The organism is Mesorhizobium sp. C399B, from assembly GCF_030323185.1.
Classification (GTDB): Bacteria; Pseudomonadota; Alphaproteobacteria; order Rhizobiales; family Rhizobiaceae; genus Mesorhizobium.
This window is the reverse complement of sequence record NZ_CP100472.1, coordinates 4017315-4039506: the sequence shown is the minus strand read 5'-3', so window position 1 is coordinate 4039506 and position 22192 is coordinate 4017315. Positions and strand designations below refer to the sequence as shown.

At 63.0% G+C, this 22192-nt stretch carries 20 protein-coding genes, 1 other RNA gene and 1 pseudogene; 4 read left to right on the top strand and 18 right to left on the bottom strand.

From position 1 onward, the window contains the following. Genes NLY36_RS19365 through NLY36_RS19345 form a run of 5 tightly spaced genes read right to left on the bottom strand, consistent with a single transcriptional unit; the run spans position 1 to position 4796 of the window. Complete coding sequence (locus NLY36_RS19365; RefSeq protein ID WP_023736151.1) at positions 1 to 1080, bottom strand: imelysin family protein; 1080 nt, start codon at positions 1078 to 1080, stop codon at positions 1 to 3. Beyond that, positions 1080 to 2669, bottom strand: a complete 1590-nt coding sequence (locus NLY36_RS19360) for a di-heme oxidoreductase family protein (RefSeq protein ID WP_023692590.1) — start codon at positions 2667 to 2669, stop codon at positions 1080 to 1082. Before NLY36_RS19360 ends, NLY36_RS19365 begins: the two co-directional genes overlap by 1 nt. Before the next feature lie 12 nt (positions 2670 to 2681). Next, positions 2682 to 3167 (bottom strand): bacterioferritin, encoded by a 486-nt coding sequence (bfr, locus tag NLY36_RS19355; protein ID WP_023669537.1) that lies wholly within the window; start codon positions 3165 to 3167, stop codon positions 2682 to 2684. After that, the gene (locus NLY36_RS19350) at positions 3133 to 3444 is read right to left on the bottom strand and encodes a (2Fe-2S)-binding protein (protein WP_023669536.1); all 312 of its coding nucleotides are present in this window, start codon (positions 3442 to 3444) and stop codon (positions 3133 to 3135) included. Before NLY36_RS19350 ends, bfr begins: the two co-directional genes overlap by 35 nt. Before the next feature lie 59 nt (positions 3445 to 3503). Further along, positions 3504 to 4796 carry an imelysin family protein gene (locus tag NLY36_RS19345; protein ID WP_023692591.1) on the bottom strand — a complete coding sequence of 431 codons (1293 nt, stop codon included), beginning with the start codon at positions 4794 to 4796 and terminating at the stop codon, positions 3504 to 3506. Positions 4797 to 5287: 491 nt separating this feature from the next. Here NLY36_RS19345 and NLY36_RS19340 point away from each other — a divergent pair, with 491 nt between their 5' ends. Continuing rightward, entirely contained in the window at positions 5288 to 6541 is a 1254-nt protein-coding gene (locus NLY36_RS19340; protein WP_286461320.1) for an NAD(P)/FAD-dependent oxidoreductase, read from the top strand. A gap of 121 nt (positions 6542 to 6662) precedes the next feature. Here the strand turns inward: NLY36_RS19340 and NLY36_RS19335 are convergent, their stop codons facing one another. After that, the gene (locus NLY36_RS19335) at positions 6663 to 7940 is read right to left on the bottom strand and encodes a 4-aminobutyrate--2-oxoglutarate transaminase (RefSeq protein WP_023692593.1); all 1278 of its coding nucleotides are present in this window, start codon (positions 7938 to 7940) and stop codon (positions 6663 to 6665) included. A 195-nt stretch (positions 7941 to 8135) separates the two neighbouring features. Between NLY36_RS19335 and NLY36_RS19330 the strand changes: the two are divergent. Further along, a pseudogene (locus tag NLY36_RS19330) lies at positions 8136 to 8912 on the top strand (efflux RND transporter permease subunit); the annotation flags it as partial. A gap of 10 nt (positions 8913 to 8922) precedes the next feature. On the opposite strand, the gene NLY36_RS19325 reads toward NLY36_RS19330, so the two are convergent. The 12 genes from NLY36_RS19325 to ffs all read right to left on the bottom strand — a co-directional run bounded on the left by NLY36_RS19325 (position 8923) and on the right by ffs (position 20591). Further along, positions 8923 to 9261, bottom strand: a complete 339-nt coding sequence (locus tag NLY36_RS19325) for a hypothetical protein (RefSeq protein WP_023736153.1) — start codon at positions 9259 to 9261, stop codon at positions 8923 to 8925. A gap of 14 nt (positions 9262 to 9275) precedes the next feature. Continuing rightward, positions 9276 to 10025 carry an ABC transporter ATP-binding protein gene (locus NLY36_RS19320; RefSeq protein ID WP_023692596.1) on the bottom strand — a complete coding sequence of 250 codons (750 nt, stop codon included), beginning with the start codon at positions 10023 to 10025 and terminating at the stop codon, positions 9276 to 9278. Beyond that, positions 10022 to 10858 (bottom strand): ABC transporter ATP-binding protein, encoded by an 837-nt coding sequence (locus NLY36_RS19315; RefSeq protein WP_023669526.1) that lies wholly within the window; start codon positions 10856 to 10858, stop codon positions 10022 to 10024. The genes NLY36_RS19320 and NLY36_RS19315 overlap by 4 nt, the downstream gene beginning before the upstream one ends. A 10-nt stretch (positions 10859 to 10868) precedes the next feature. Next, positions 10869 to 11789 carry a nickel transporter permease gene (nikC, locus tag NLY36_RS19310; protein WP_023682024.1) on the bottom strand — a complete coding sequence of 307 codons (921 nt, stop codon included), beginning with the start codon at positions 11787 to 11789 and terminating at the stop codon, positions 10869 to 10871. After that, entirely contained in the window at positions 11786 to 12853 is a 1068-nt protein-coding gene (locus NLY36_RS19305) for an ABC transporter permease (protein ID WP_023682025.1), read from the bottom strand. The genes nikC and NLY36_RS19305 overlap by 4 nt, the downstream gene beginning before the upstream one ends. 19 nt (positions 12854 to 12872) lie before the next feature. Then, the gene (locus NLY36_RS19300; RefSeq protein ID WP_023682026.1) at positions 12873 to 14516 is read right to left on the bottom strand and encodes an ABC transporter substrate-binding protein; all 1644 of its coding nucleotides are present in this window, start codon (positions 14514 to 14516) and stop codon (positions 12873 to 12875) included. Positions 14517 to 14780: 264 nt separating this feature from the next. Beyond that, positions 14781 to 16058, bottom strand: a complete 1278-nt coding sequence (locus NLY36_RS19295) for a lytic murein transglycosylase (RefSeq protein ID WP_023736154.1) — start codon at positions 16056 to 16058, stop codon at positions 14781 to 14783. 175 nt (positions 16059 to 16233) lie between these two features. Continuing rightward, entirely contained in the window at positions 16234 to 16839 is a 606-nt protein-coding gene (recR, locus tag NLY36_RS19290) for a recombination mediator RecR (RefSeq protein WP_023669521.1), read from the bottom strand. Between the two features lie 97 nt (positions 16840 to 16936). Next, on the bottom strand, positions 16937 to 17905 hold the full coding sequence (locus NLY36_RS19285) for a cell wall hydrolase (protein WP_023736155.1): 969 nt from the start codon (positions 17903 to 17905) through the stop codon (positions 16937 to 16939). Between the two features lie 218 nt (positions 17906 to 18123). Next, positions 18124 to 18447, bottom strand: a complete 324-nt coding sequence (locus tag NLY36_RS19280; RefSeq protein ID WP_023669519.1) for a YbaB/EbfC family nucleoid-associated protein — start codon at positions 18445 to 18447, stop codon at positions 18124 to 18126. A gap of 31 nt (positions 18448 to 18478) precedes the next feature. Then, positions 18479 to 20290, bottom strand: a complete 1812-nt coding sequence (locus NLY36_RS19275; protein WP_023736156.1) for a DNA polymerase III subunit gamma/tau — start codon at positions 20288 to 20290, stop codon at positions 18479 to 18481. 204 nt (positions 20291 to 20494) lie between these two features. Next, positions 20495 to 20591: signal recognition particle sRNA small type (gene ffs, locus NLY36_RS19270), an RNA gene on the bottom strand. Between the two features lie 157 nt (positions 20592 to 20748). On the opposite strand from ffs, the gene NLY36_RS19265 reads away from it, so the two are divergent. Together NLY36_RS19265 and nudC are read left to right on the top strand one after the other, a co-directional pair. Continuing rightward, on the top strand, positions 20749 to 21168 hold the full coding sequence (locus tag NLY36_RS19265) for an HIT domain-containing protein (RefSeq protein WP_023682032.1): 420 nt from the start codon (positions 20749 to 20751) through the stop codon (positions 21166 to 21168). 37 nt (positions 21169 to 21205) lie between these two features. Continuing rightward, a complete protein-coding gene (nudC, locus tag NLY36_RS19260) occupies positions 21206 to 22147 on the top strand; it encodes an NAD(+) diphosphatase (RefSeq protein WP_023732459.1) in 942 nt (313 codons plus the stop codon). Positions 22148 to 22192: the final 45 nt, after the last annotated feature.

The following is a 22192-nucleotide window of genomic DNA, read 5'->3' as shown; positions in this document are numbered from 1 at the left end:
TCAGTCTCCGTCGAGCGAGGAGAAGCCGGCGGTCAGGCCGAACTCGGCGGTCAGCCTGGTTCCGATCAGGCCCGACAGGCTGGAGGTGATCAGCGCGAAATGCTCGAGTTTTCCGCGCTCCGCGGGATCGGCCAGCGTCTTGTCGATCGGACCCTGGATGGATTTGGCAGTGGCAACGCCATTGATGAGCTGGATATGGATGGATTCCGCCATCCATCTGCTATCCTCGGGCAGCGCGTCGCCGAGCTTCGAGGCCTGGAACAGCGCATCAATGCCGGAGAGGTTGCCGGCTAATGACAGGCCGGTGTTTTGCGACCGCCAGTAGATCGCCTGCCTTGGCTTGTCAGCCTCCGGCTTGGCGCCGAAAAAACCTTTGAGGCGCACGTCGCGGACCATTTCCAGCTCGTTGATGAAGACGCCGACCAGTTCGGTCACCGCTTCGGTGCCGTCGCGGTAAAGCGCATTGTCGGGTCCGGGATTAGCCCACGAGGCTGCAAAACCGTCCGGTTTTTTCCAGGCCGCGTCGACATCGGCCGCCATGGTCTCGATGTTCTTGGCGACTGCCGCGCCATAGGCGCAGCGATAGGGCTCGTCCTTGCCGACGAGCGTCTCGGCGCCGTCGCCGTAAAGCACGAGCTCAAGCGCCCCTAATCCCTGCATCGCGACACTCTTGCCCGCCAGCTGCGCCGGATCGGTGGCGGTCGGATCCTTGCCGGCCAGCGCCGCCTGCACCTGCTTCAGGCCGATGCTCTTTCGGTCCGGCCAGTAGAGCATGCGCTCCAGCCGGTTGTTCTCCTTGATTGGCCCGAAGCCGATGATTTCAGCCGACGACCAAGCTGCGACCGTGGCCGAGAATCCGGCATGCGCGGCATCGAGGTTGCCCTGCGACGGCGCCTGGCAGAGCGCGTCCATGGCCTTCGCCAAGGTGCCGGCATGGCCATGCAGGCTGGCATAGGCGGGGCGGACAAAGCCGTCGATCGCTCTTTGGATCACGTCGGAGGCTTTCACCGAGGCCGATGCCGGGGACGCACCGAACAGAGCCAATGGGAGGAGGAGAACAGGCAAAACCCGCTTGAGCATCAGAATGACTCCAGGAATTTGATGAGAGCATCGCGGTCGGCCGTATTGGCGGCGGCAAAGCGATCGCGCGCCTTCTGCCCCTCGCCGCCATGCCACAGGATCGCTTCGGTAAGCGTGCGCGCACGCCCGTCATGCAGGAAGAAAGCGTTGCCGTTGACGGTCTTTGTCAGGCCGATGCCCCATAGCGGCGGGGTGCGCCATTCACTGCCCGTGGCATCGCCCACCGCCTGGCCGTCGGCAAGGCCAGGCCCCATGTCGTGCAGCAGAAAGTCGGAATAGGGCCAGATCAGTTGGAACGCCTGCGCCTTGTTCCCGCGCATGGTGACGAATTTCGGCGTATGGCAGGCAATGCAGCCCATCTCGTAGAACAGCTTCTTGCCGGCGAGCACGGCGGGTGCGCCGACATCGCGCCGCGCCGGCACCGCAAGGTTCTGTGAATAGAAGGTGACGAGGTCCATCACCGGTGGTGGCGCCTCGACCGGGCCGAGCCGCTTCTGCACGCCATTGGGCATGGCTAAGCAGGCCTCTTCGGCTGCGGTGCAATCGCCCCAGTGGCTGGGCTCTTCCGGCGTCGAAATGCCGATATCGCCGGCAAAGGCGTCCGCCGCCTGCTGGCGGATCGATGCGGTCTGCGCCTTCCAACCGAAGCGGCCAAGCGTCAGTTGCCCGCTGCTGAGGTCACGCACCATGTTGGGCTTGCCGGAAATGCCGTCGCGGTCGTCGGGATCGGCATGGGCAAGGATGTCGGCCGGCGCGATCTGTTCGATCAGGCCAAGGCCGATCATGGGCGGGGTCAGACGTGGCGACAGCGTGGTGCGCGGGTCAAGCGGGCCGTAGCCAAGCCCGTCGAGCGAATAGCTCGGCTTGCGCAGCGAAACGATGCTACCGTCGCCGAGCGTGACCTTTTCCTTGCGATAATCGACATACATGCGGCCTTCGCCCTTGAGGCCGGGCACCGCCAGTTCCTGCAACTGCGCGCCGTAGACCGGATCGGGGAAGTTCAGCACCTTGTGCACGGCAATCTCGGCTTTTTCCTCGGCCGTGCTCGCATCGCGCGCCAGCCGCAGGAACATCGACGTGGTGCGGCTGTCGGCGGCCGGCGGGCGGCCGCGGCCATCCTTCAAATGGCAATTCTGGCAGGCGCGCTCGTTGAACAGGGGTCCGAGACCGTCCGAGGCCTGGGTCGAGGATGGCGACGACACCCAGTTCTTGCGGAAAAGCGCATTGCCGAGCTTGAAATTGCCCTGTTCCTCGAAGGTAATGTTTTCAGAGGGTTGCGAGAAGGCGTCGCGGTCGACCTGCTTGCGCGACGTGCCGGCGCCGCCTTGCATCGTTTCGAAGGATTCGGGCTTGGAGAAATCCTGGGTTGGCCTGGTAACTGCAAGGACGCGGGCCTGGTCCTTCGGCGTCAGGTCGGTGCGGCTCGTGGCGAGGCCGACCGGTTCCGACGATCCGGCCAGGGCCGGGGCCAAAATTGCCGCCAGGGTTACAACCGAAAGCCCGCGAAAGGCCTGATATCGCGGGTTTTTGAGGAGCAGCGGGCCGGCGGCCCGCCGCAAGCGGCGCAGAATATCTATGGGGCGCCGCATTCCTGCATGGTCCTATTCCGCCTCGTCCGCCGATGCGGCGTTGAGCTGGCCGTATTTTTCCTCGCCGATCGAGGCAAGGAGGTCGAGCTGCGTCTCGAGGAAGTCGATGTGACCTTCCTCATCCGCCAGCAATTCCTCGAACAGCTTCATCGTCACGTAGTCGCCGGCTTCGTTGCAGATCTCGCGCGAACGCTTGTAGGCGGTGCGTGCGTCATATTCGCCGGCGAGATCGGATTCGAGCACTTCCTTGACGTTCTGGCCGATGCGCAACGGCGCCACGGACTGCAAATTGGGATGCCCTTCGAGGAAGATGATACGGGCCACCAGCCGGTCGGCATGGTGCATCTCCTCGATCGATTCGGCGCGTTCCTTCTTTGCCAGCTTGGCATATCCCCAATCTTCGAGCAGGCGGAAATGCACCCAGTATTGATTGACGGCGCCAAGCTCCAGGAACAGAGCCTCGTTAAGCCGCTCGATGATCTGCGGTTCGCCTTTCATGGATTCTGCTCCCATATTGGACGCGCAGGCCTCTGACGCGATCCAGGTGTGAAACGATGTCCACGCCGCTCGCCTCCGAACGGGTGTGGTAATTTTCGGTGACCCGAATGATCGTTTCGACCACATTTGGGAAGCAGCCGCAACAGCGACCGCGCTTTTGCATCGTGTGATAGACCTTCGCCGGCACGATCAGTTGCCAGGGGTCCTGATCCAGCAGATCGACGATCGTCTGCTCAATCTCCTTTTCGGTGATGATGTTGCAATGGCAGATCAGCATGGATTGGCTCTGGCTGACGGCGCCCCTCCGCGCCGTTTGGCTGGTAGTTGGTTGGGGTGCTACTTGAACACCTTGTCCGGTGCGTCGAGGCTGTCGGACCCCTCGAAGGCTATGTTGTTCAGGTTCAGCGCGCCGACGGCGCGTTCGATCGACTTGGTCTGGTCGACCAGCGCGTCGATTGCCGCCTGCACGGTAGCATTGCCTTCGGTGTTGCCCTCGGCGATCTGCTGGTCGTAGGCCTCGCCGGCCACTTCCCGCGCCTTGATCGCCTCCATCTTGGCGACCGAGACATCGAGCTTGTCGGACAGTTCCTTGTCGATCGCCGGATCGGCCGCCTTGACCATATCGTGCACCGACGGGCCTGAAACGACGGTGCCGTCGATGCGCGTGTAGCTGGCGAGATAGGCGGCGCGGATGCCGATGGCGTCATAGAGATGCGAGTTGTAGGTATTATCCGAGAAGCAGTCGTGCTCCTCTTCGGGATCGTGCAGCAGCAGGCCGAGTTTCATGCGCTCCCCGGCCAGTTCGCCGTAGGACAGCGAGCCCATGCCGTTGAAGATCACCGAGATAGCGGTGTTCGGCTGGCCATCGACGAGGTTCTTGCGGGCGGCGCCGTCTTCCTTCCAGTTGCCGACCATCTCCTGCAGGTCGGAGACCAGAAGATCGCTGGCCGACTTCAGATACTCGGCCCGGCGATCGCAATTGCCGCCGGTGCAGTTCTTGAGGTCGTAGTCGGTGTACGGACGCTCGCCGGCGCCCGGGCCGGTGCCGTGCAAATCCTGGCCCCAGAGCAGGAATTCGATGGCGTGATAACCGGTGGCGACATTGGCCTCGATGCCGCCGGCCTCCTGCAGCGTGCCGGCGAGGAACTCCGGCGAAAGCTTCGAGGCGTCGACCTTCTTGCCGTCGATCTCGATGTCCTTGTTGGCGATGACATTGGCGGTGTAGAGCGCGTTGGCGTCGGACTCGGTGCCGTAGCTCTTGGCGACGTAGTCGATCAGGCCTTCGTCGAGCGGCCAGGAGTTCACCTTGCCTTCCCAGTCGTCGACGATCTTGTTGCCGAAGCGGTAGACCTCGGTCTGCTGGTAGGGCACGCGCGACGCCTTCCAGGCATCGCGGGCGGCATTCAGCGTGTCCGCCGACGGGTTGGCAAGCAGCGCGTCGACAGCCTTGTCGAGCGCCTGCGCCGTGGTCAGCGAATCCTCGTACTTGGCCAGCGCGATGTCGGAATAGGTCTTGATGACCGCCTTGGCATCGATCTCCGCCGCCTTGGCCGGCAGGATGAAAACCGCCGCCGTCAACATAGCCGTGGCACCGATCGCAGCCAGTCTGCCGCCATATCGCGCTGTCATCATCAGTCTCCAGTTCAAAGGGGATTCGGTAAAAGGCGCGCGTGCCAAACGGTGCCGGGACATAGGCATGCCGTAGGACACCACAGATGCCGCGCCGCTCTGCGGCTCACGGGAGAAAGACACCAAATGCCTCCAATCGAACGGGTTCAAGGCCCAAACATCAAAGGGATGCGCTGACGCGCGAGCCTCCATAAAACGATGGCGAGGCCGGAAGTCAACTGGTGAACCCTAGAAAATTCAATTGAAACAACAGTTTAGAATTATTCTAAACTAGGACTGTCAACTTTAAATCGTATAGCCAGCAGCCAAGATGAGAGACGGCGCGATTGACAAGCGACCGTTCCGGGTGCGACCCGGACCGGGGCTCTTGCGACGGCGGCAGACAATCGCCATCTGGCGGAACGGCTCACAATCAAAGCATGATGTCGTCCGAAAACCGCTTCACACTTTCGGCATCATGCTCCAGATTTGAAACAGGAATTCGGTTTGCGATGAAGAACGGGGTCGTCATTCTCGGTGCGGGTCATGCGGGCGTGCAAGCGGCCGCCAGCCTGCGCGAGGAAGGCTATGACGGGCCTGTCGTACTGATCGGCGACGAAACCGATCTGCCCTATCACAAGCCACCGCTGTCGAAGACCTTCATCAAGGACGCCGATGCCAAGCCGCAACCCTTGCGCGGCGAGGCCTTTTACACCGGCAGCGCCATCGACTTCAGGCCGGGCGTCCGAATCGACAGCATCGATACGGCAGGCCGCAAGCTGGACATAGCAGGCGGCGGCGTGCTGCCGTTCGACCGGCTCATCCTGGCCACCGGTTCGCGGCCGCGGCTCCTGCCGCTGCCGGGCGCCGACCTCTCGGGCGTGCTGTCGCTGCGCTCGATCGCCGATGCGCGGCTGATCCGCCAGCTCAGCGCCCAAAGCGAAGACGTGGTCATCCTCGGCGGCGGCTTCATCGGGCTGGAGATCGCGGCTACGCTGAGGGCCGCCGGCCGCAACGTCACCCTGGTCGAGGCTGTCGACCGGCTGCTTGGCCGCGCCGTGGCGCCGGTGGTGGCGAGCCATGTCCGCCAACGGCTGGAGGCGATCGGCGTGCGTATCCTCACCGGCACCACCATTGCCAGGCTGGAAGGGGAAAACGGCCATGTCTGCGCTGCCATCACCTCCACCGACGAAAGGCTGCCCGCGCGCATGGTCATCGTCGGCATCGGCGCCGTGCCGAATGTCGAACTTGCTCAGGCTGCCGGACTGACTGTCGCCAATGGCATCCGCGTCGACCAACAGATGCGCACCTCAGTGCCTGATATTCTGGCCATCGGCGACGCCGCTTCCTACCGCCACTGGTCGACCGGCGGCGACGTGCGGCTGGAATCGGTGCAGAACGCCACCGACCAGGCGCGGCTTGCCGCACGCACGATCACCGGCCATACGGACGCCTATGCGGCGGTGCCGTGGTTCTGGTCTGACATCGGCGACATGAAACTGCAGATGGTCGGGCTGACCTCGGGCGGCGACAGCCATGTCGTGCTGGGCGACCTCGCTGAGAACAAGTTCTCGATCTACCACTATGCTGGAAGCCGGCTGCTCGGCATCGAATCAGTCAACAGGCCGGGCGACCATATGCTGGGCCGCAAGATGCTCGGGGCCGGGTTTTCGCCGATGGCGCAGACTGTTGCGGAAGGGCCTGATGGGCTGAAGGCGGCGCTGGCCGCGTTCCAGCAGGATGAGCCGGCACGGGCTGCGGGCTAGACGCACTTACCCTCCCCCTTGTGGGGAGGGTAAGTGCGAAGCAGCGGGGTTGGGGTCGGCGCGAGGCCCCCACCCGGACCTGCGGTCCGACCTCCCCACAAGGGCGAGGTAGGGGTTTGCGCTAGGCAGCGCAGACTTCGCGGATCGAGCTTTCCAGAATGTCGAGCGCCTCGTTCATGACATTGTCCTGGATGGTGATCGGAGCCAGGAAACGGATGACGTTGCCGTAGACGCCGCAGGTCAGCAGGATCAGCCCCTTGTCGAGCGCCTTCAGCCGGATCGCGTTGGCGATCTCGGCCGACGGCAGGCCCTTCTTGACGTCGTTGAACTCGACCGCGTTCATGAAGCCGAGACCCCTGATGTCGACAATCTCGGGCACATCGTCGCGGATCGACTGCAGCCGCTGTTTCAGCCGGGCGCCCAGCGTATTGGCGCGGTCGCACAGCTTTTCGTCCTCGATGACGTCAAGCACGGCGTGTGCTGCGGCGACACCGATCGGGCTGCCGCCATAGGTGCCGCCGAGCCCGCCAGGACCGGGCGCATCCATGATGTCGGCGCGGCCGGTGACCGCCGCCAGCGGGAAGCCGCCGGCCAGGCTTTTCGCCATGGTGGTAATGTCGGCCGCGACCTCATGATGATCCATGGCGAACATCTTGCCGGTGCGGGCAAAGCCGGTCTGCACCTCATCGGCGATCAGCAGCATGCCGTGCTGGTCGCAGAGCTTGCGCAGCGCCGTCAGGAATTCGCGCGGCGCGTCGTAGAAGCCGCCCTCGCCCTGGACCGGCTCGATGATGATGGCGGCAACGCGAGCCGGATCGACATCGGCCTTGAAAAGTCTGTCGAGCGCGGCAAGCGAATCGGCAACCGACACGCCATGCAGCGGCACCGGGAAGGGCGCGTGGTAGACGTCGCCCGGCATGGCGCCGAAGCCGACCTTGTAGGGCACGACCTTGCCGGTCAGCGCCATGCCCATGAAGGTGCGGCCGTGGAAGCCGCCGGCAAAGGCGATGACGGCTTGGCGGCCAGTGGCGTTGCGGGCGATCTTGATGGCGTTCTCGACGGCTTCAGCGCCCGTGGTGACGAAGATGGTCTTCTTCTCGAACTTGCCGGGCAGCATGCCGTTCAGCCGTTCGGCCAGCCGCACATAGCTCTCATAGGGCACGACCTGGTGGCAGGTATGGGTGAAGCGGTCGAGCTGTGCCTTGACCGCCTCGATCACCCTGGGATGGCGGTGGCCGGTGTTGACGACGGCGATGCCGGAGGAGAAATCGATGTATCGGCGGCCTTCTACATCCCAGATCTCCGAATTCTCGGCGCGGTCGGCATAGATCTGCGTCGTCATGCCGACGCCGCGCGAGATCGACTGGTTCTTGCGCTCGGAAATGGCTGCGTTCTTCATTTCGTCCCTCATCGGGCCGACGCCCGTTCTCGTTAGATGAATGCCAAGGCCTCTTCTGACCTTATTTCACGTTTTCCTCAAGTTGGCACCGCCGCCGGGCGATTGGGCCTGTCGTCGATGCGGGCCACTTCGACAGACCGGTCTTAACCAGCCGACCGATACACGTACGGGGCAGTCCGTGACAGCTCACCCGTCACCGGGAACGGCGAAGCGATCCCGCTCGCGGCAGTGGCGACTTCCGCTACGACCTCGAACAGCCGACGGTGTGGCGGCGCAACCGCATCCCGACGATCACCGTTCGCGCCTCGTTGGCGACGTGCTGCCGGCCACCGTCGTCAACGAATTGAAGCCGTCGGTCGACGCCTTCATCGCCAAACTGCCGCCCGGCTATTCCGTTGCAACCGCCGGCTCGGTCGAGGAAAGCGCCAAAAGCCAGGGACCGATCGCAGCGGTGGTGCCGCTGATGCTGTTCGTGATGGCGACCATCCTGATGATCCAGTTGCAAAGTTTTCAGCGCCTGTTCCTGGTGGTGGCGGTGGCGCCGCTCGGCCTGATCGGCGTGGTCGCGGCCCTGGTGCCGAGCGGCGCACCGCTCGGCTTCGTCGCCATTCTGGGCGTCCTGGCGCTGATCGGCATCCTGATCCGCAACTCGGTGATCCTGATCGTGCAGATCGGGTATCTGGTGGCCGAGGGCCAAGACCGCTGGGAAGCCGTGATCGAAGCGACCAAGCACCGCATGCGGCCGATCGCGCTGACAGCCGCGGCCGCCAGCCTAGCGCTGATCCCGATCGCGCGCGAAGTGTTCTGGGGCCCGATGGCCTACGCCATGATGGGCGGCATCATAGCCGGCACGGCGATCACGCTGCTGTTCCTGCCGGCGCTTTAAGTGACGTGGTTCAGGATCAAGAGCCTAAGCAGGGGGACGAACCATCTGTTCCGGAGAACGGCGAACTGGCGCAAAGCTCGACTTAGCCCTGCTGCATCACTCGTTGTCGTTGGAGGGTACAGGGAGTGATTTAGCGCGCTGCCAGGGCGACAATTTTGAGGTGCGCCAAGCATGCCAGCCTTTTGGCAAATCGGCCAATTCCAGGATGCTCTCATCCCGCTGAACCACATTCTGGAGGCTGACGAGCATTATCTCGGGTTCATCTCGATTTGGCTTGTCGCTGCTATGAAATTGCCAACTGCCACCCTCATCGTTGTGGTTATCGTCGTCATCAGCTTCATGCACAACGTATGCGATCCAGTCACCACGTTTAAATATGCTTCTGTCCGACAACACCGCGACATTGGGTGGGTCTTCGAACTTCCATTCCGCCATAGGAAACCCCAGATTCAAGCGGTCCGCACAAACCCCTCGCTCGCCCTCAACAGATTGCGCGTATAATCCTTCTCCACCCGATGCCCGATCAGCTGGCCCGCGGTGAGATTTTCCACCGCTTCGCCATTCTGCATCACCATCAGGCGCTCGCACATATGGGTGATGATGGCGAGGTCGTGGCTGACCATCAGGAAGGTCAGCTTGCGCCGCCGGCGAATTTCTTCGAGCAGGTTGAGCACTTCGGCCTGCACCGAAGCGTCGAGCGCCGATGTCGGTTCGTCGAGCAGCAGGATCGACGGTTCGAGGATGAGCGCCCGCGCGATCGCCACGCGCTGACGCTGACCGCCGGAGAGCTGGTGCGCGTAGCGGAAACGGAAACCGTTGCCTAATCCGACCTCGTCGAGGGCGCGCTGGATGCGTTGCTCGCCATCGGCAAAGCCGTGAATGGCGAGCGGTTCCTGTAGCAGGCGGTCGACGGTCTGACGCGGGTGCAGCGAACCATAGGGGTCCTGGAAGACCATCTGCACTTCGCGATAAAAAGCCTTGTCGCGGCGCGCTCCCAGCGTCTTGCCATTGACCGTGATAGTACCGGATGCGACAGGCACCAGGCCGGCAATGGCTTTGAGCAGCGTCGACTTGCCGGAACCGCTCTCGCCGACCAGGCCGAAGGATTCGCCGGACTTCACCTCGAGGTTCGCCCCTTTCAGCGCGCGAAAACGGTCGAACACCACCTCCAGCCCTTCAATCGAAATGGCTGGCGTCATGCCGCCCACTCCGGCTTGCGGTCGAGCACCGGCAGCGGGTGGCGTTCGTAACCGATCCTGGGCATGCAGTTGAGCAGGCCGCGCGTGTAGGGATGCTGGGCGTCGCGCAGCTCCGACGCCTTGAGCTGCTCGACCACCTTGCCGGCATACATGACGATGACGCGGTCGCAGAAGGAGGCGACCAGCCGCAGATCGTGCGAGATGAAGATCAGACCCATGCCGCGCTCACTGACCAAGCGGTCGAGGATGCCGAGCACATCGAGTTGCACGGTGACGTCGAGCGCCGAGGTCGGCTCGTCGGCGATCATCAGTTCCGGTCCGGCGATCAGCATCATTGCGATCATGGCGCGCTGGCCCATCCCGCCGGACACCTCGTGCGGATGCAGGTCGAAGACACGCGAGGGATCGCGGATCTGCACAGCTTCCAGCATGGCCAGCGCCCGCTCGCGCGCTTCGGCCTTGGAGACCTTTTCATGCGTGCGCAGCGTCTCGACGATCTGGCGGCCGATGCTCATCACCGGGTCGAGCGAATATTTCGGATCCTGCAGGATCATGGCGATGCGTTTGCCGCGCAGCGCCCGGCGCTGGCGGGCGGGTATGTCCAAAAGATCGATGCCGTCCAAGGCGAGCTTCTTGGCCGAAACCAGAGCCTGCGGCGGCGTCAGCCCCATGATGGCGCGGCCGGTCTGCGACTTGCCGGAGCCGCTTTCGCCGACAATGCCCAGCCGCTCTCGGCCAAGCGAAAAAGTGACGCCGCGCACCGCCTGGATGAGGCCGGTCCGAGTCGGGAAGGTGACGCGCAGGTCGTCGACATCGAGAAGTGCACCGCTCATTGGTCACCACTCATTGGTCGCCACTCCGGGGATCGAGCGCATCGCGCAGGCCGTCGCCCAGCAGGTTGAAGCCGAGACTGACGATCAGGATGGCGAAGCCGGGCGCGCCGGCCACCCACCATTGGTCGAGCACGAAGCGACGGCCGGACGCGATCATGGTGCCCCATTCCGGCAGCGGCGGCTGCGCGCCGAGGCCGAGGAAACCGAGGCCGGCGGCGGTGAGGATGATGCCGGCCATATCGAGCGTCACCCGGATGATGAGCGAAGAGATGCAGAGCGGCATGATGTGGCGCAGCACGATGCGGAACGGCGAGGCGCCCATCAATTGCACCGCCTTGATGTAATCGGAATTGCGCACGGTCATCGTCTCGGCCCGCGCAATTCGCGCGTAAGGCGGCCACGAGGTGATGGCGATGGCCAACACCGCGTTTTCGATCCCGGGGCCAAGGGCGGCGACAAAGGCCAGTGCCAGGATCAGCTTGGGGAAGGCGAGGAAGATGTCGGTAATGCGCATCAGAATGGCATCGGTCCAGCCGCCGGCATAGCCGGCGACGGTGCCGACCAAAAGGCCGATGGGGGCTGCGATGACAGCGACAAGAATGACGACATAGAGGGTCCAGCGCGAGCCAAAAAGAATGCGCGAATAGATATCGCGGCCGAGATCGTCGGTGCCGAACCAATGCGCCGCACTCGGCGCCAAAAGCCGGGCATTCTTGAGATCGCCGATGGTCGGCGAATAGGGCGCCAGCACATCGGCAAAGGCTGCGACCAGCAGCAGCGCGATGATGATGAGCAGGCCGAGAAACGCCAGCCGGTTGGCGGAAAAGCGCCGCCAAGCGACGTAGGCGCGGCCGAGCCGTGCCTGCATGCGCGAGGCCGGCCGATCGCTGAGCAGCCAATCGCGGCGCGTTTGGATTGCTTCGGCGCTCATCCTGTCTTCGTCCTCGGATCGAGCACCTTGTAGAGAACATCGGACAGGAGATTGATGCCGATGAACACCGAACCGATGACGATGGTGCCGCCGAGCACGGCGTTCATGTCGGCGTTCTGCAGCGAATTGGTGATGTAGAGGCCGATGCCGGGCCAGGAGAACACCGTCTCGGTCAGCACCGAACCTTCGAGCAGCCCGGCATAGGACAGCGCGATCACCGTGACCATCGGCACCGCGGCGTTGCGCAGCGCATGGCCCCAGATGATTCGCGTTTCAGACAGGCCCTTGGCGCGCGCGGCGACGATGTATTCCTGCGACAGCTCGTTCAGCATGAAGGAGCGCGTCATCCGGCTGATATAGGCGAGCGAGAAATAGCCCAGCAGCCCTGCCGGCAGGATGATGTGGCGGTAAGCGTCGTAGAAGACATCCCACTGGCCCTGCAGCGCGGCGTCGAGCAGGTAGAAGCCGGTGATCGGTGTGAATGTGTACTCGTAGACGATGTCGAGGCGGCCGGGAAAAGCCACCCATTGGAGCTTGGCGTAGAACAGGACAAGCCCCAAAAGCCCGATCCAGAAGATAGGCACGGAATAGCCGATCAGGCCGACAATGCGAACGATCTGGTCGATGAGACTGCCGCGTTTTACCGCTGCCAGAACGCCGAGCGGCACGCCGATCAACGACCCTATCAGAGTGCCCAAAGTCGCCAGTTCGATCGTTGCCGGAAAGGCACGGCGGATGTCGGTCATCACAGGATTGGTGGTCAGCACAGAGGTGCCGAAATCACCGTTCAGCGCATGCTTGAGATAGATATAGAATTGCTCGATCAACGGCAGGTCGAGCCCCATCTCGCGGCGGGTGCGCTCGACGACATTGGCCGGTGCGCGGTCGCCGAGCACCGCCAGCACCGGATCGATCGGAATGATGCGGCCGATGAAAAAGGTCACCGCGAGCAGGCCGAGATAGGTGGTGACGGCGATGACCAGGAAGCGGCCGATCGCCAACAAGATAGCGACGGCGCGGGCGCTTCCCTGCCCCGCCGTCGCCTGGTTTTCAATCGCGCTCATCAGGGCGCGTCCGCCGGCGCTATTCCTTGGAGACCGGGCCGACGAAGTTGGTGTCGAAGCTCGGACCGAGCGCAAAGCCTTTCAGGTTTTTGCGCAGGCCTGCCACTTCCAATTGCTGGTGGATGATTACGAAGGGGCTGGTGTCGAGGATCGTCTTTTCAAGGCTCTTGTACATATCGGCGCGCTTGCCGGCATCCTTCTCCAGCAAGGCTGCTTCGGTCTGCTTTGTCAGGTCCGGGATGTCCCAGGCATTGCGCCAGGCCAGCGTCTTGGTCTTGCCTTCATCAGAATTGTCCGGGTTTGAGGCAAAGGTCTGGGCGTTGGAGTTCGGATCGAAATAGTCCTGGCCCCACTGGCCGATATAGATGTCATGATTGCGGGCGCGGTATTTGGTCAGCGTCTGCTTGCCGTCGCCCGGGATAATTTCCAGCTTGATGCCGGCTTGGCCAAGCGTCTGCTGGATCGATTCCGCCATGCCCGTTGTCGGCTGTCCCGTGCGTACGTCCATGGTTACGCTGAAGCCGTCGGCCAGGCCGGCCTTGGTCAGCAGTTCCTTGGCTTTGGCGACGTCGAACTTGAACGGATTTTCGTCCAGTTCGCCCAGCACGCCCTTGGGCAGGAAGGTCTGGTGAATCTCGCCAATGCCCTTGAGGATGGTCGTGCTCAGCGCATCGTAGTCGACCAGATATTTGAACGCCTGGCGAACCTCGGGCTTGGCGAGGTTCGGATTCTTCTGGTTGAGACTGATGTAAAAGACCGTGCCCTTCGGCGCGCTGGTCGTGGTGAGATCGGCATTCTTGGCGATGGCGTCGAGATCGTTCGGCTCGAGGTTGCGGGCAACGTCGATGTCGCCTGCTTCGAGCGCCAGGCGCTGTGCCGAGCTTTCCTTCATGTTGCGGTAGATGACGCGGGCGAGCTTGGCCTTCTCGCCATTGTAATTGTCGTTGCGCTCCAGCACGACGACCTCATTGGCCCGCCATTCGCGCAGCTTGTAGGCGCCGGAGCCGGCATAACCGGTCTTCAGGAAGGCGTTGCCGAAATCGTTGTCCCATTTGTAGTCGGCACTCGGCGTCACCGCGGCGACATGTTCCTTGACCAGCTTTGCGTCGACGACCGAAGCGACCGTTGCCGACAGGCAGTTTAACACGAAGCTCGGCGCATAGGCCTTGTCGACGGTGAACTGGAAGGTGGTATCGTCGACGGCCTTGGCCTTGTCGGCAACATTGTCGCCGCTGATGCCGAACTGGTTGATGATGAATGCCGGCGGCTTATCCAGCTTGATGGCGCGCTCGAAGGAATAGGCGACATCGGCGGCCGTCAGTGGATTGCCCGAAGCGAACTTTAGGCCGGGCTTGAGCTTGAACGTATAGACCAGGCCGTCGTCGGAGACGGTCCAGCTCTCGGCAAGGTCGCCCTTGACCTTGGAGGTGTCGCTGAGGTCGAGGCGGACCAGCAGATCATAGGTGTTGCCGGTGACTTCGGCGGTCGACAGTTCGAACGCCTCGCCCGGATCCATGGAGATGATGTCGTCGATGGCAAAACCTTCGACCAGCGTGTCGGCGGGGGTCACGGCAAAGGCCGGCGCGACGCCAATGAGCAGAGCGGACATGGCAGCACCTGCGAGCCAGACGCGCGAACGTAGAGCAAACTTTTCCATCATCATGATGATTGTTCCCTGTTTTGTTGATTGTTGACCCCGAGTTCCCGGCTCAGGGCTGCAGTAATCTTTTTCGCGGCCGGAGGACGACCGTTAGACCCCATACCGTGTTGATTTTTTTCCAGTTGGTCAACACCCTATCCGGCAGCCCTCCAACCGGCAACGGGCATTTTTGCGAGCCGGCATACTGGACCGGAATATACTGTGCGCGTCGAAGCATGGGCGAGCCAATTGCAGCCGCCGATGGGGAAAAATCTGCTCTTTTCCGTGTTACTTGATGGCAGCAACCAGATCGGCGTCGGGGAAGCAGGTGGCGGGGCGGCCGTTCTTTTCCTGCCAGCTGCCGATCGAGCGGCGGGTCTTGAAGCCGGGCAGGCCGTCGGCGCTGCCGACATCGTAGCCCTTGGCCTCCAGCGCCCGTTGCAGCGCGGCGATGTCGGAACGATGCAGGCCGCCGACCGCACCCCAGCTGCCGACGAAATCAGCATCGCCATGGGCGATGCGGTCAGCGCCATGGCCGATGAACAGGGCGTAGAGGTCGCTGGTGTTGTATTGCTTCAGCACGTAGAAATTTGTCGTGGCGATGAAGGCCGGACCGCTGCGTCCGGCCGGCATCAAAAGGAACCCTTCCGCCTTCAGTTCGTTGGCCGGAAAGGCTTTGCCGCCGACGCGGCTGATTCCCATCGCCGCCCAGGCTGAGATCTTCTTGCCCTGGTCGGGACCTTCGAGCGAGCAGGAAACGCTTTCCGGAACCGTCACCTCGAAACCCCAGCCACGCCCCTTCACCCAGCCATAGTGGACGAGATAGTTGGCGATCGAGGCCAGCACGTCCGGCGTCGAATTCCAGATGTCCGGGTGCCCATCACCGTCGTAGTCGACGGCGTGCTTCAGGAACGAGGTCGGCATGAATTGCGGCTGGCCGAGCGCGCCGGCCCAGGACGATTTCATGGCGCCGACCGGCGCCAACCCATGCTCGACGATCTCGAGCGCCGCCAGTACCTCGGTGCGGAAGAAGTCCTTCTTGGTCGACATGAACGCCTTGGTGCCGAGAACATCGAAGGCGTCGTAGGGCATTTTCGCCGCGCCGAAGCCGGTCTCGCGGCCCCAGATCGCCAACAGTATCTCGCCCGGGACACCGTAGCGCTTTTCGATCGCAGCCAGCGTCTTGGCGTTGGCCGCCTCGCGCGTGCGCCCACCTGACGTGACGGCGCGCACCGTCTTTTCGGCGAAATAGGCGCCGGGCGAACCGAACTCGGCCTGATGCTGTTTTTGCGGGGTTTTGGGTTTCTCGCCGGGCAGGACGAGGTCGGGCAATTTGAGGTTCGGCTTCACGCCATCGAAAGCGGCGTCGAAGGTGGATTTGGAGATGCCTTTGGTCTGGGCTTCCGGCCAGAGATCGGTTTGCAGCCAGGCGCGGAACTGGTCGTCGATTTTGGCCGCGGAGGCGGGGGCTACAAAAAGCAGGGCAACAAGGGATGCGAGGAGCGCAACGAGCGCCAATCCGAAAGATCCGCGTTCTGTCGCGCCCCCCTCTGTCCTGCCGGACATCTCCCCCTCAAGGGGGGAGATTGGCTGTCGCTTCGGTTTTCGCCAACCACCAGCGTTGAAAGAAGAATGCCGCCCGAGAAGCTGCTGATCTCCCCCCTTGAGGGGGAGATGTCCGGCAGGACAGAGGGGGGCCCGAAGGAATGCTGTCATCTCCGGAGCATCCCCGCCAATTGCGTCAAAACGCCGTCCGCGATCGCAACGCGGCTGCCAGCGTACCCTCATCCAGATAATCAAGCTCGCCGCCAACCGGCACGCCATGGGCAAGTCGTGTCACCTTGACCTCGAAGCCCGACAACTGGTCGGTGAGATAATGCGCCGTCGTCTGGCCCTCGACGGTGGCGTTGACGGCGAGGATCACCTCCTTCACCTCGCCGCCGGCGACGCGGTCGACCAGCGAGCGGACATTGAGCTGGTCGGGGCCGATGCCGTCGAGCGGCGACAGCGTGCCGCCGAGCACGTGGTAGCGCACATTCATGGCCGCCGCCCGCTCCAGCGCCCAGAGGTCGGAGACATCCTCGACGACGATCAGCGTCGAGGCATCGCGGCGCGGATCGGTGCAGATCATGCAAGGGTCGGAGGTATCGACATTGCCGCAGGTCGTGCAGATGCGCACCTTGTCGGCGGCTTCAGCCATGGCGGCGGCGAGCGGCGACAAAAGCTGCTCCTTCTTCTTGATGAGGTGCAGTGCCGCACGCCTGGCCGAACGCGGCCCTAGTCCCGGGACCTTGGCCAGGAGCTGGATCAGGCGTTCGATCTCGGGACCGGCGATTCGCTTCGACATCGCACTGATCTAGGATTTTTCCGCGCGCTTTGAAACATGCCGCATACGCACCGAGCCCGCCATGCTACCATGGCGGGCTCGGAAACTGTTTTAGGCGTCAGTAGGCTGAGAGCGGCCGGGTTTGATCGACGATCATTGCGCCGATAGCGTCGGTGTTCTCAGGCGTCGACTGGAAGCCCATCGACGCTTCCTGCGTCGCCGATGGAACCGAGGTGATGTAGCGGGCGTTCAGCGTGCCGCCGAAACGCGAGGCATCCGGCTCGGCCATCGGCTCCTGCATCGCCACCTCCGTCTGCTTGGCGGCGACGCGGGCGCTCTTGGCGGGCGCCGCGGAAGCCGTCACATAGGTCTGCTCGGCCGGGGCACGTGTCGCCTTGGCTGCGCGAACCGCCGCGGCCTGCTTGGCAGGATCTGGACGGACAATGGTCTTCACCACCGGCTCGGCGTAGGCAACCTGCACCGGCGCTTCAGGCACAGGCGCGCGCGGCGTCCCCGAGGCAACCATGGTCGTGGATTCATCCGGCAGCGGCTGCCAGTTGCGGCCGCGCTTCTCGTAGAAGGCGTTGCCGCCGGCAACCATGGTGTAATGCATGTTCTTGTAGGGGAACCTCAGGCCGGCGGTGTGGAAGTACATCGTGTTCTTCAGCTTGGCCTTGCGCTCGCCCTTGAGCACCGCATCGGCGGCCTCCTCGACATCGGGCATCGCTTTCGAATTCATCGCCCGCGTCATCACGCCGGGCGCGAACTGGCCCGGTTCGCCAACCACTTGGCAAATGGTGCTGCCATGATTGCCGGAGCGCAGCCGGTTCATCACCACCGTGCCGACGGCGATCATGCCGTCACGGCTCGAGCGGTTGGACTCGAAGAACATCGCCCGCTCCAGGCATTCCTTCTCCTTCGGCGTGTTGCGGTAGGCGCGCGTCGAAAGGAAACTGGGCGTGATGGCGTCGGTCAGGCTGGCGACCGACAGGCCGTGCGAAGACGTGGTCTGGCTGCAACCGGCCAGGAACATAGGGGAGAAGATGATGCCGAGCAGAAGCGGCGTCTTCCATCGCGTCGCGATCAACAAAAATGCCTCATTGTCCAGATGCCAGCCCGCCCCGAGATGTGGCAAGAATGAGACTCTTAAAGGCAAAAAGATGGCTAAAGGATTAGCTTTCGTGCAGCATAGGTAAAACTTTATAAATGCCCGGATATGTCCGCGTGAGCAAAGCCGGAGAAAGTCTTAACAACAGCCCCCGCAGCCGATTTCCCTTCATAATCAATTAACTGGTTGGAGCCGGCTCAGAACGGCAATTTCATTCCGGGCGGGATCGGCAAGCCTGCCGTCAGCGCCTTGGTCTTCTCCTGCATAATCTGCTCGACCTTATTTTTGGCGTCATTGTGAGCGGCCAGCAGCAGGTCTTCGAGAATCTCGACCTCGTCCTCCTTGAACAGCGACGGATCGATCTTCAGCGACTTCATTTCGAACTTGCCGGTCAGCGTGACATTGACCAGCCCGCCGCCCGCCTGCCCGCTTGCTTCAATCGTCGCGATCTCGTCCTGCATGGCCTGGAACTTTGCCTGCATTTCCTTCGCCTTGCCCATCAGGCCGAGAAGATCTTTCATGGTCGGGTCCTTTGCGGATTCGTGGCTATGGTCAGGTTTCGTCGTCGTCGGACGGCGGCTCGACCGGCGCTTCGGCCTTGTCGGTGTCGACTTCCGGCGCGTCGGGAATGCGCACGTCGATGATCTTGGCGCCGGGAAAGCGCGCCAGGATGGCGGCCACCGCCGGATCGCTTTTCGCGTCGGAGAAAGCGGTCTCGCGCCTGGTCGATTCCATCTCGGCCAGCGTTTGGCCGCCCTCTTCCTTCGACAATGACACCAGCCAGTTGCGGCCGGTCCAGGCCCGCAGCTTCGTCGTCAAGTCGTTGAGCAGCATCTTGGGCGCATCGGCGGTCAGGCCGACGTCGATACGGCCGGGCTCGATGCGCACCAGGCGAATACAGCTCTTGACCAGCACCTTGAAGGCGATGTCACGCTGCGCGTCGGCAAGAGCGACAATATCGGCCAGCGATTTCAGCGGCGGCGATTGCGGCTCGACGACCGGCTGCGGAGGCGCGACAAAGGCGACCGGGGGCGCGTCGACCAATCGCATGGTTTGCGCACCGGCTGGCCCGGACGGCATCCGGGTCTGCGCTACCGCGCTGGCGCCGCCGCCATTGCCGGCATTTACCGGCGCACCATTCGGGCGTGAAACACCACCGGACGCCGGAGCGCCGCTCTCTAGAGATTTCAGCGCCTCGTCCAGCGTCGGCAGGTCGGCGGCATGCGCCAGCCGGATCAGCACCATCTCGCCGGCGCTGACCGGTCGGTTGGACGACTGCACCTCGGGAATGCCTTTCAAGAGCATCTGCCAGGTTCGCGACAGAACCTTGACCGACAGCGTGCTGGCGAAGTCGGCGCCGCGGCGGCGCTCATCCTCGGACAGGGAAGCGTCGTCGGCAGCCGTCGGCACGAAGCGCAGCCGGGTGACGAGGTGGTTGAATTCGGCCAGATCGGTCAGCACGGCAGCCGGATCGGCGCCGGTGTCGTACTGGTTGCGGAATTCGGCAAGGGCGGCCGCCACATCGCCCTTCATGACATGTTCGAACAGGTCGACGATGCGGGCGCGGTCGGCGAGACACAGCATGGCGCGCACCGCTTCGGCGCTGACGGCGCCGCCGCCATGGGCGATCGCCTGGTCGAGGATGGAGAGCGAATCGCGGGCCGAGCCTTCGGCGGCGCGCGCGATCATCGCCAGCGCGTCGTCGTCGACCGATATGCCTTCCTTGCCGGCAATCGAGGAGAGGTGCGCGACCAGTGCGCCAGCATCGATGCGTCTCAGGTCGAAACGCTGGCAGCGCGACAGCACGGTGATCGGCACTTTGCGGATTTCGGTGGTGGCAAAGATGAATTTGACGTGCGGCGGCGGCTCTTCCAGCGTCTTCAACAGGCCGTTGAAGGCCTGGGTGGAGAGCATGTGCACTTCGTCGATGATGTAGACTTTGTAGCGCGCCGACACCGGGGCATAGCGCACGCGCTCGATAATGTCCCTGATGTCGTCGATGCCGGTATGCGACGCGGCGTCCATCTCGATGACGTCGACATGGCGGCCTTCCATGATCGCCTGGCAGTGCTCGCCCAGGAAGGCGAGGTCGACCGAGGGATGGTCGACCGTCGGCGTCTTGTAGTTGAGCGCCCGCGCCAGGATGCGCGCCGTCGTGGTCTTACCGACGCCGCGCACGCCGGTCAGCATCCAGGCCTGGGCGATGCGGCCTGTGGAGAAAGCGTTGGTCAAAGTGCGGACCATCGGCTCCTGGCCGATCAGTTCCGAGAAATTCGACGGACGATATTTGCGCGCCAGCACGCGATAGGCGACGGCCTTTTGCTTCTCCAGGTTTTGGGGGTCCGAATTTCCGGCTTCGCTCATTCGCCCGTAAAGCTCCAAAAGGCCGCGTCTCAGCGTAGCCGATTCCTGCTAGATCGTTTCACCGTTTTCTGAAACGGCAAACCGCTCTACCCTTTGCTTTAACGCAATTCCGGACGGGAAACCGCTCACACTTTCCCTGGAATTGCTCCAATAGTCTCGCCCGCGCTGCAATGCGTCGTCAATGTCGCGAGAGGGGCCGATGAGGTGGGAGGCTGGAACAATGACCCGTTCCGGGCTCGTTAGGGCTGCTTCCTTCCGGACCTGACCCGGTTGGCGAGTGGATCGTCCACCACCAACCTCCCGCGTTCCATATCGGCAATTCAGCGATCAAATGCAAGGGTGCATTGAGAATCGGATGCCCTTGAACTCCGCCGCTCAATGAATCGCTTGCAGCCCCCGTGCAGCCGCTCTAGCGTCATGAGTTTGGGAATAATGCGAGAAGCGCAAGGGAAACGCCAATGCTACCGGGCCTCAAGGCCGGATTCACGCTCGACTCCAGGCTGGAGGCGGATAGCGAGCAGCTGATGTGGCTCGGCCTGTGCGAGCTCAGGGTGATGAACGATAGCCGCTGGCCATGGCTGGTCCTGGTGCCGCAGCGGCCGGGGGCCGAAGAAATCCACGACATGACGCCGCTCGACCAGGCGATGTTGACCTTCGAAACCAACATGGTGGCGCAGGCGCTGAAAAGAACCACGGGCTGCACCAAGATCAACACCGGCGCGCTCGGCAACATCGTTCGGCAATTGCATGTCCATGTCATCGCCCGCTCGGAAGGCGATCCGGGCTGGCCGGGGCCGGTGTGGGGGCACGGCATGCGCGAGCCCTATGAGCGTTCAGGCATCCGCCAGTTTGCGCAACAGATCAAGGCGGCGCTATAAGCGCCGCCTGTGTCCATTCCTAGACGTTCGAGCTTCCATGACCTTTCGCCTTTTTGACGCGCCCTTGCGCGAACCGAGCCAGTTCGTCGGCTTCGCCGGAAACACGATTGATCGGCAATCCGAGAACCGCGCCGACGATTCCGTCGAAAAGGCGTTGGCCGATCCCTCGGCACGTCTTTTGCCGATGCATGGCGGACGGCTGTATCTGAAATTGCACGATGGCAGCTTCGACCCTTGGTTCGATCTGGCTGAGAGCCAGAAGCTGCAGCCATCACTCGCACAAGGCGTGCTGCTTGGCTTTGCCGAGAGCGGCCCGGTACTTGCCGTGCCGGTCGGCCTCGATCCCGAACAGCTACCGGAGACCATGAAGGCGATCGATTATCGCTCGGTCTATATTCAGGGGCTGATCGACGAGGCGGCAGCGGGCGCGCTGGCGCAAGGCGCCGCCCTGCTTGCCTGGCATGCCACCCATCGCTTCTGCAGCAAATGCGGCCATGAATCGCAAATGCGGGCCGGCGGCTACAAGCGCCATTGCCCAAATTGCGGCACCGAGCACTTTCCACGCACCGATCCGGTGGCGATTATGCTGACGGCGACGAGGGAAAAATGCCTGCTCGGCCGCGGCCGGCATTTCGGGCCCGGCATGTACTCGGCGCTTGCCGGCTTCATCGAGCCGGGCGAGACGATCGAGGCGGCGGTGCGCCGCGAAACGCTGGAGGAAGCCGGCATCCGGCTCGGCCGCGTCGTCTACCATGCCAGCCAACCCTGGCCGTTCCCCTATTCGCTGATGATCGGCTGTTTCGGCGAACCGCTCAATGACGACATCCAGGCCGATCTCAACGAGTTGGAAGATTGCCGCTGGTTTTTTCGCGACGAGGTGCGTTCCATGCTGGAGAGGACGCACAAGGACAATCTGGTCACGCCGCCGAAAGGCGCGATCGCGCATCATCTGATCCGCGCCTGGGTCGACAGCGAATAAGACTTGTTATTTTACGCAATTCCGGACGGAAAACCGCTTCACACT

Coding starts and splice junctions, on each gene's coding strand:
- NLY36_RS19365 (WP_023736151.1), bottom strand. CDS start 1,080: ATGCTCAAGCGGGTTTTGCCTGTTCTCCTCCTCCCATTGGCTCTGTTC.
- NLY36_RS19360 (WP_023692590.1), bottom strand. CDS start 2,669: ATGCGGCGCCCCATAGATATTCTGCGCCGCTTGCGGCGGGCCGCCGGC.
- bfr (WP_023669537.1), bottom strand. CDS start 3,167: ATGAAAGGCGAACCGCAGATCATCGAGCGGCTTAACGAGGCTCTGTTC.
- NLY36_RS19350 (WP_023669536.1), bottom strand. CDS start 3,444: ATGCTGATCTGCCATTGCAACATCATCACCGAAAAGGAGATTGAGCAG.
- NLY36_RS19345 (WP_023692591.1), bottom strand. CDS start 4,796: ATGACAGCGCGATATGGCGGCAGACTGGCTGCGATCGGTGCCACGGCT.
- NLY36_RS19340 (WP_286461320.1), top strand. CDS start 5,288: ATGAAGAACGGGGTCGTCATTCTCGGTGCGGGTCATGCGGGCGTGCAA.
- NLY36_RS19335 (WP_023692593.1), bottom strand. CDS start 7,940: ATGAAGAACGCAGCCATTTCCGAGCGCAAGAACCAGTCGATCTCGCGC.
- NLY36_RS19325 (WP_023736153.1), bottom strand. CDS start 9,261: ATGGCGGAATGGAAGTTCGAAGACCCACCCAATGTCGCGGTGTTGTCG.
- NLY36_RS19320 (WP_023692596.1), bottom strand. CDS start 10,025: ATGACGCCAGCCATTTCGATTGAAGGGCTGGAGGTGGTGTTCGACCGT.
- NLY36_RS19315 (WP_023669526.1), bottom strand. CDS start 10,858: ATGAGCGGTGCACTTCTCGATGTCGACGACCTGCGCGTCACCTTCCCG.
- nikC (WP_023682024.1), bottom strand. CDS start 11,789: ATGAGCGCCGAAGCAATCCAAACGCGCCGCGATTGGCTGCTCAGCGAT.
- NLY36_RS19305 (WP_023682025.1), bottom strand. CDS start 12,853: ATGAGCGCGATTGAAAACCAGGCGACGGCGGGGCAGGGAAGCGCCCGC.
- NLY36_RS19300 (WP_023682026.1), bottom strand. CDS start 14,516: ATGATGATGGAAAAGTTTGCTCTACGTTCGCGCGTCTGGCTCGCAGGT.
- NLY36_RS19295 (WP_023736154.1), bottom strand. CDS start 16,058: ATGTCCGGCAGGACAGAGGGGGGCGCGACAGAACGCGGATCTTTCGGA.
- recR (WP_023669521.1), bottom strand. CDS start 16,839: ATGTCGAAGCGAATCGCCGGTCCCGAGATCGAACGCCTGATCCAGCTC.
- NLY36_RS19280 (WP_023669519.1), bottom strand. CDS start 18,447: ATGAAAGATCTTCTCGGCCTGATGGGCAAGGCGAAGGAAATGCAGGCA.
- NLY36_RS19275 (WP_023736156.1), bottom strand. CDS start 20,290: ATGAGCGAAGCCGGAAATTCGGACCCCCAAAACCTGGAGAAGCAAAAG.
- NLY36_RS19265 (WP_023682032.1), top strand. CDS start 20,749: ATGCTACCGGGCCTCAAGGCCGGATTCACGCTCGACTCCAGGCTGGAG.
- nudC (WP_023732459.1), top strand. CDS start 21,206: ATGACCTTTCGCCTTTTTGACGCGCCCTTGCGCGAACCGAGCCAGTTC.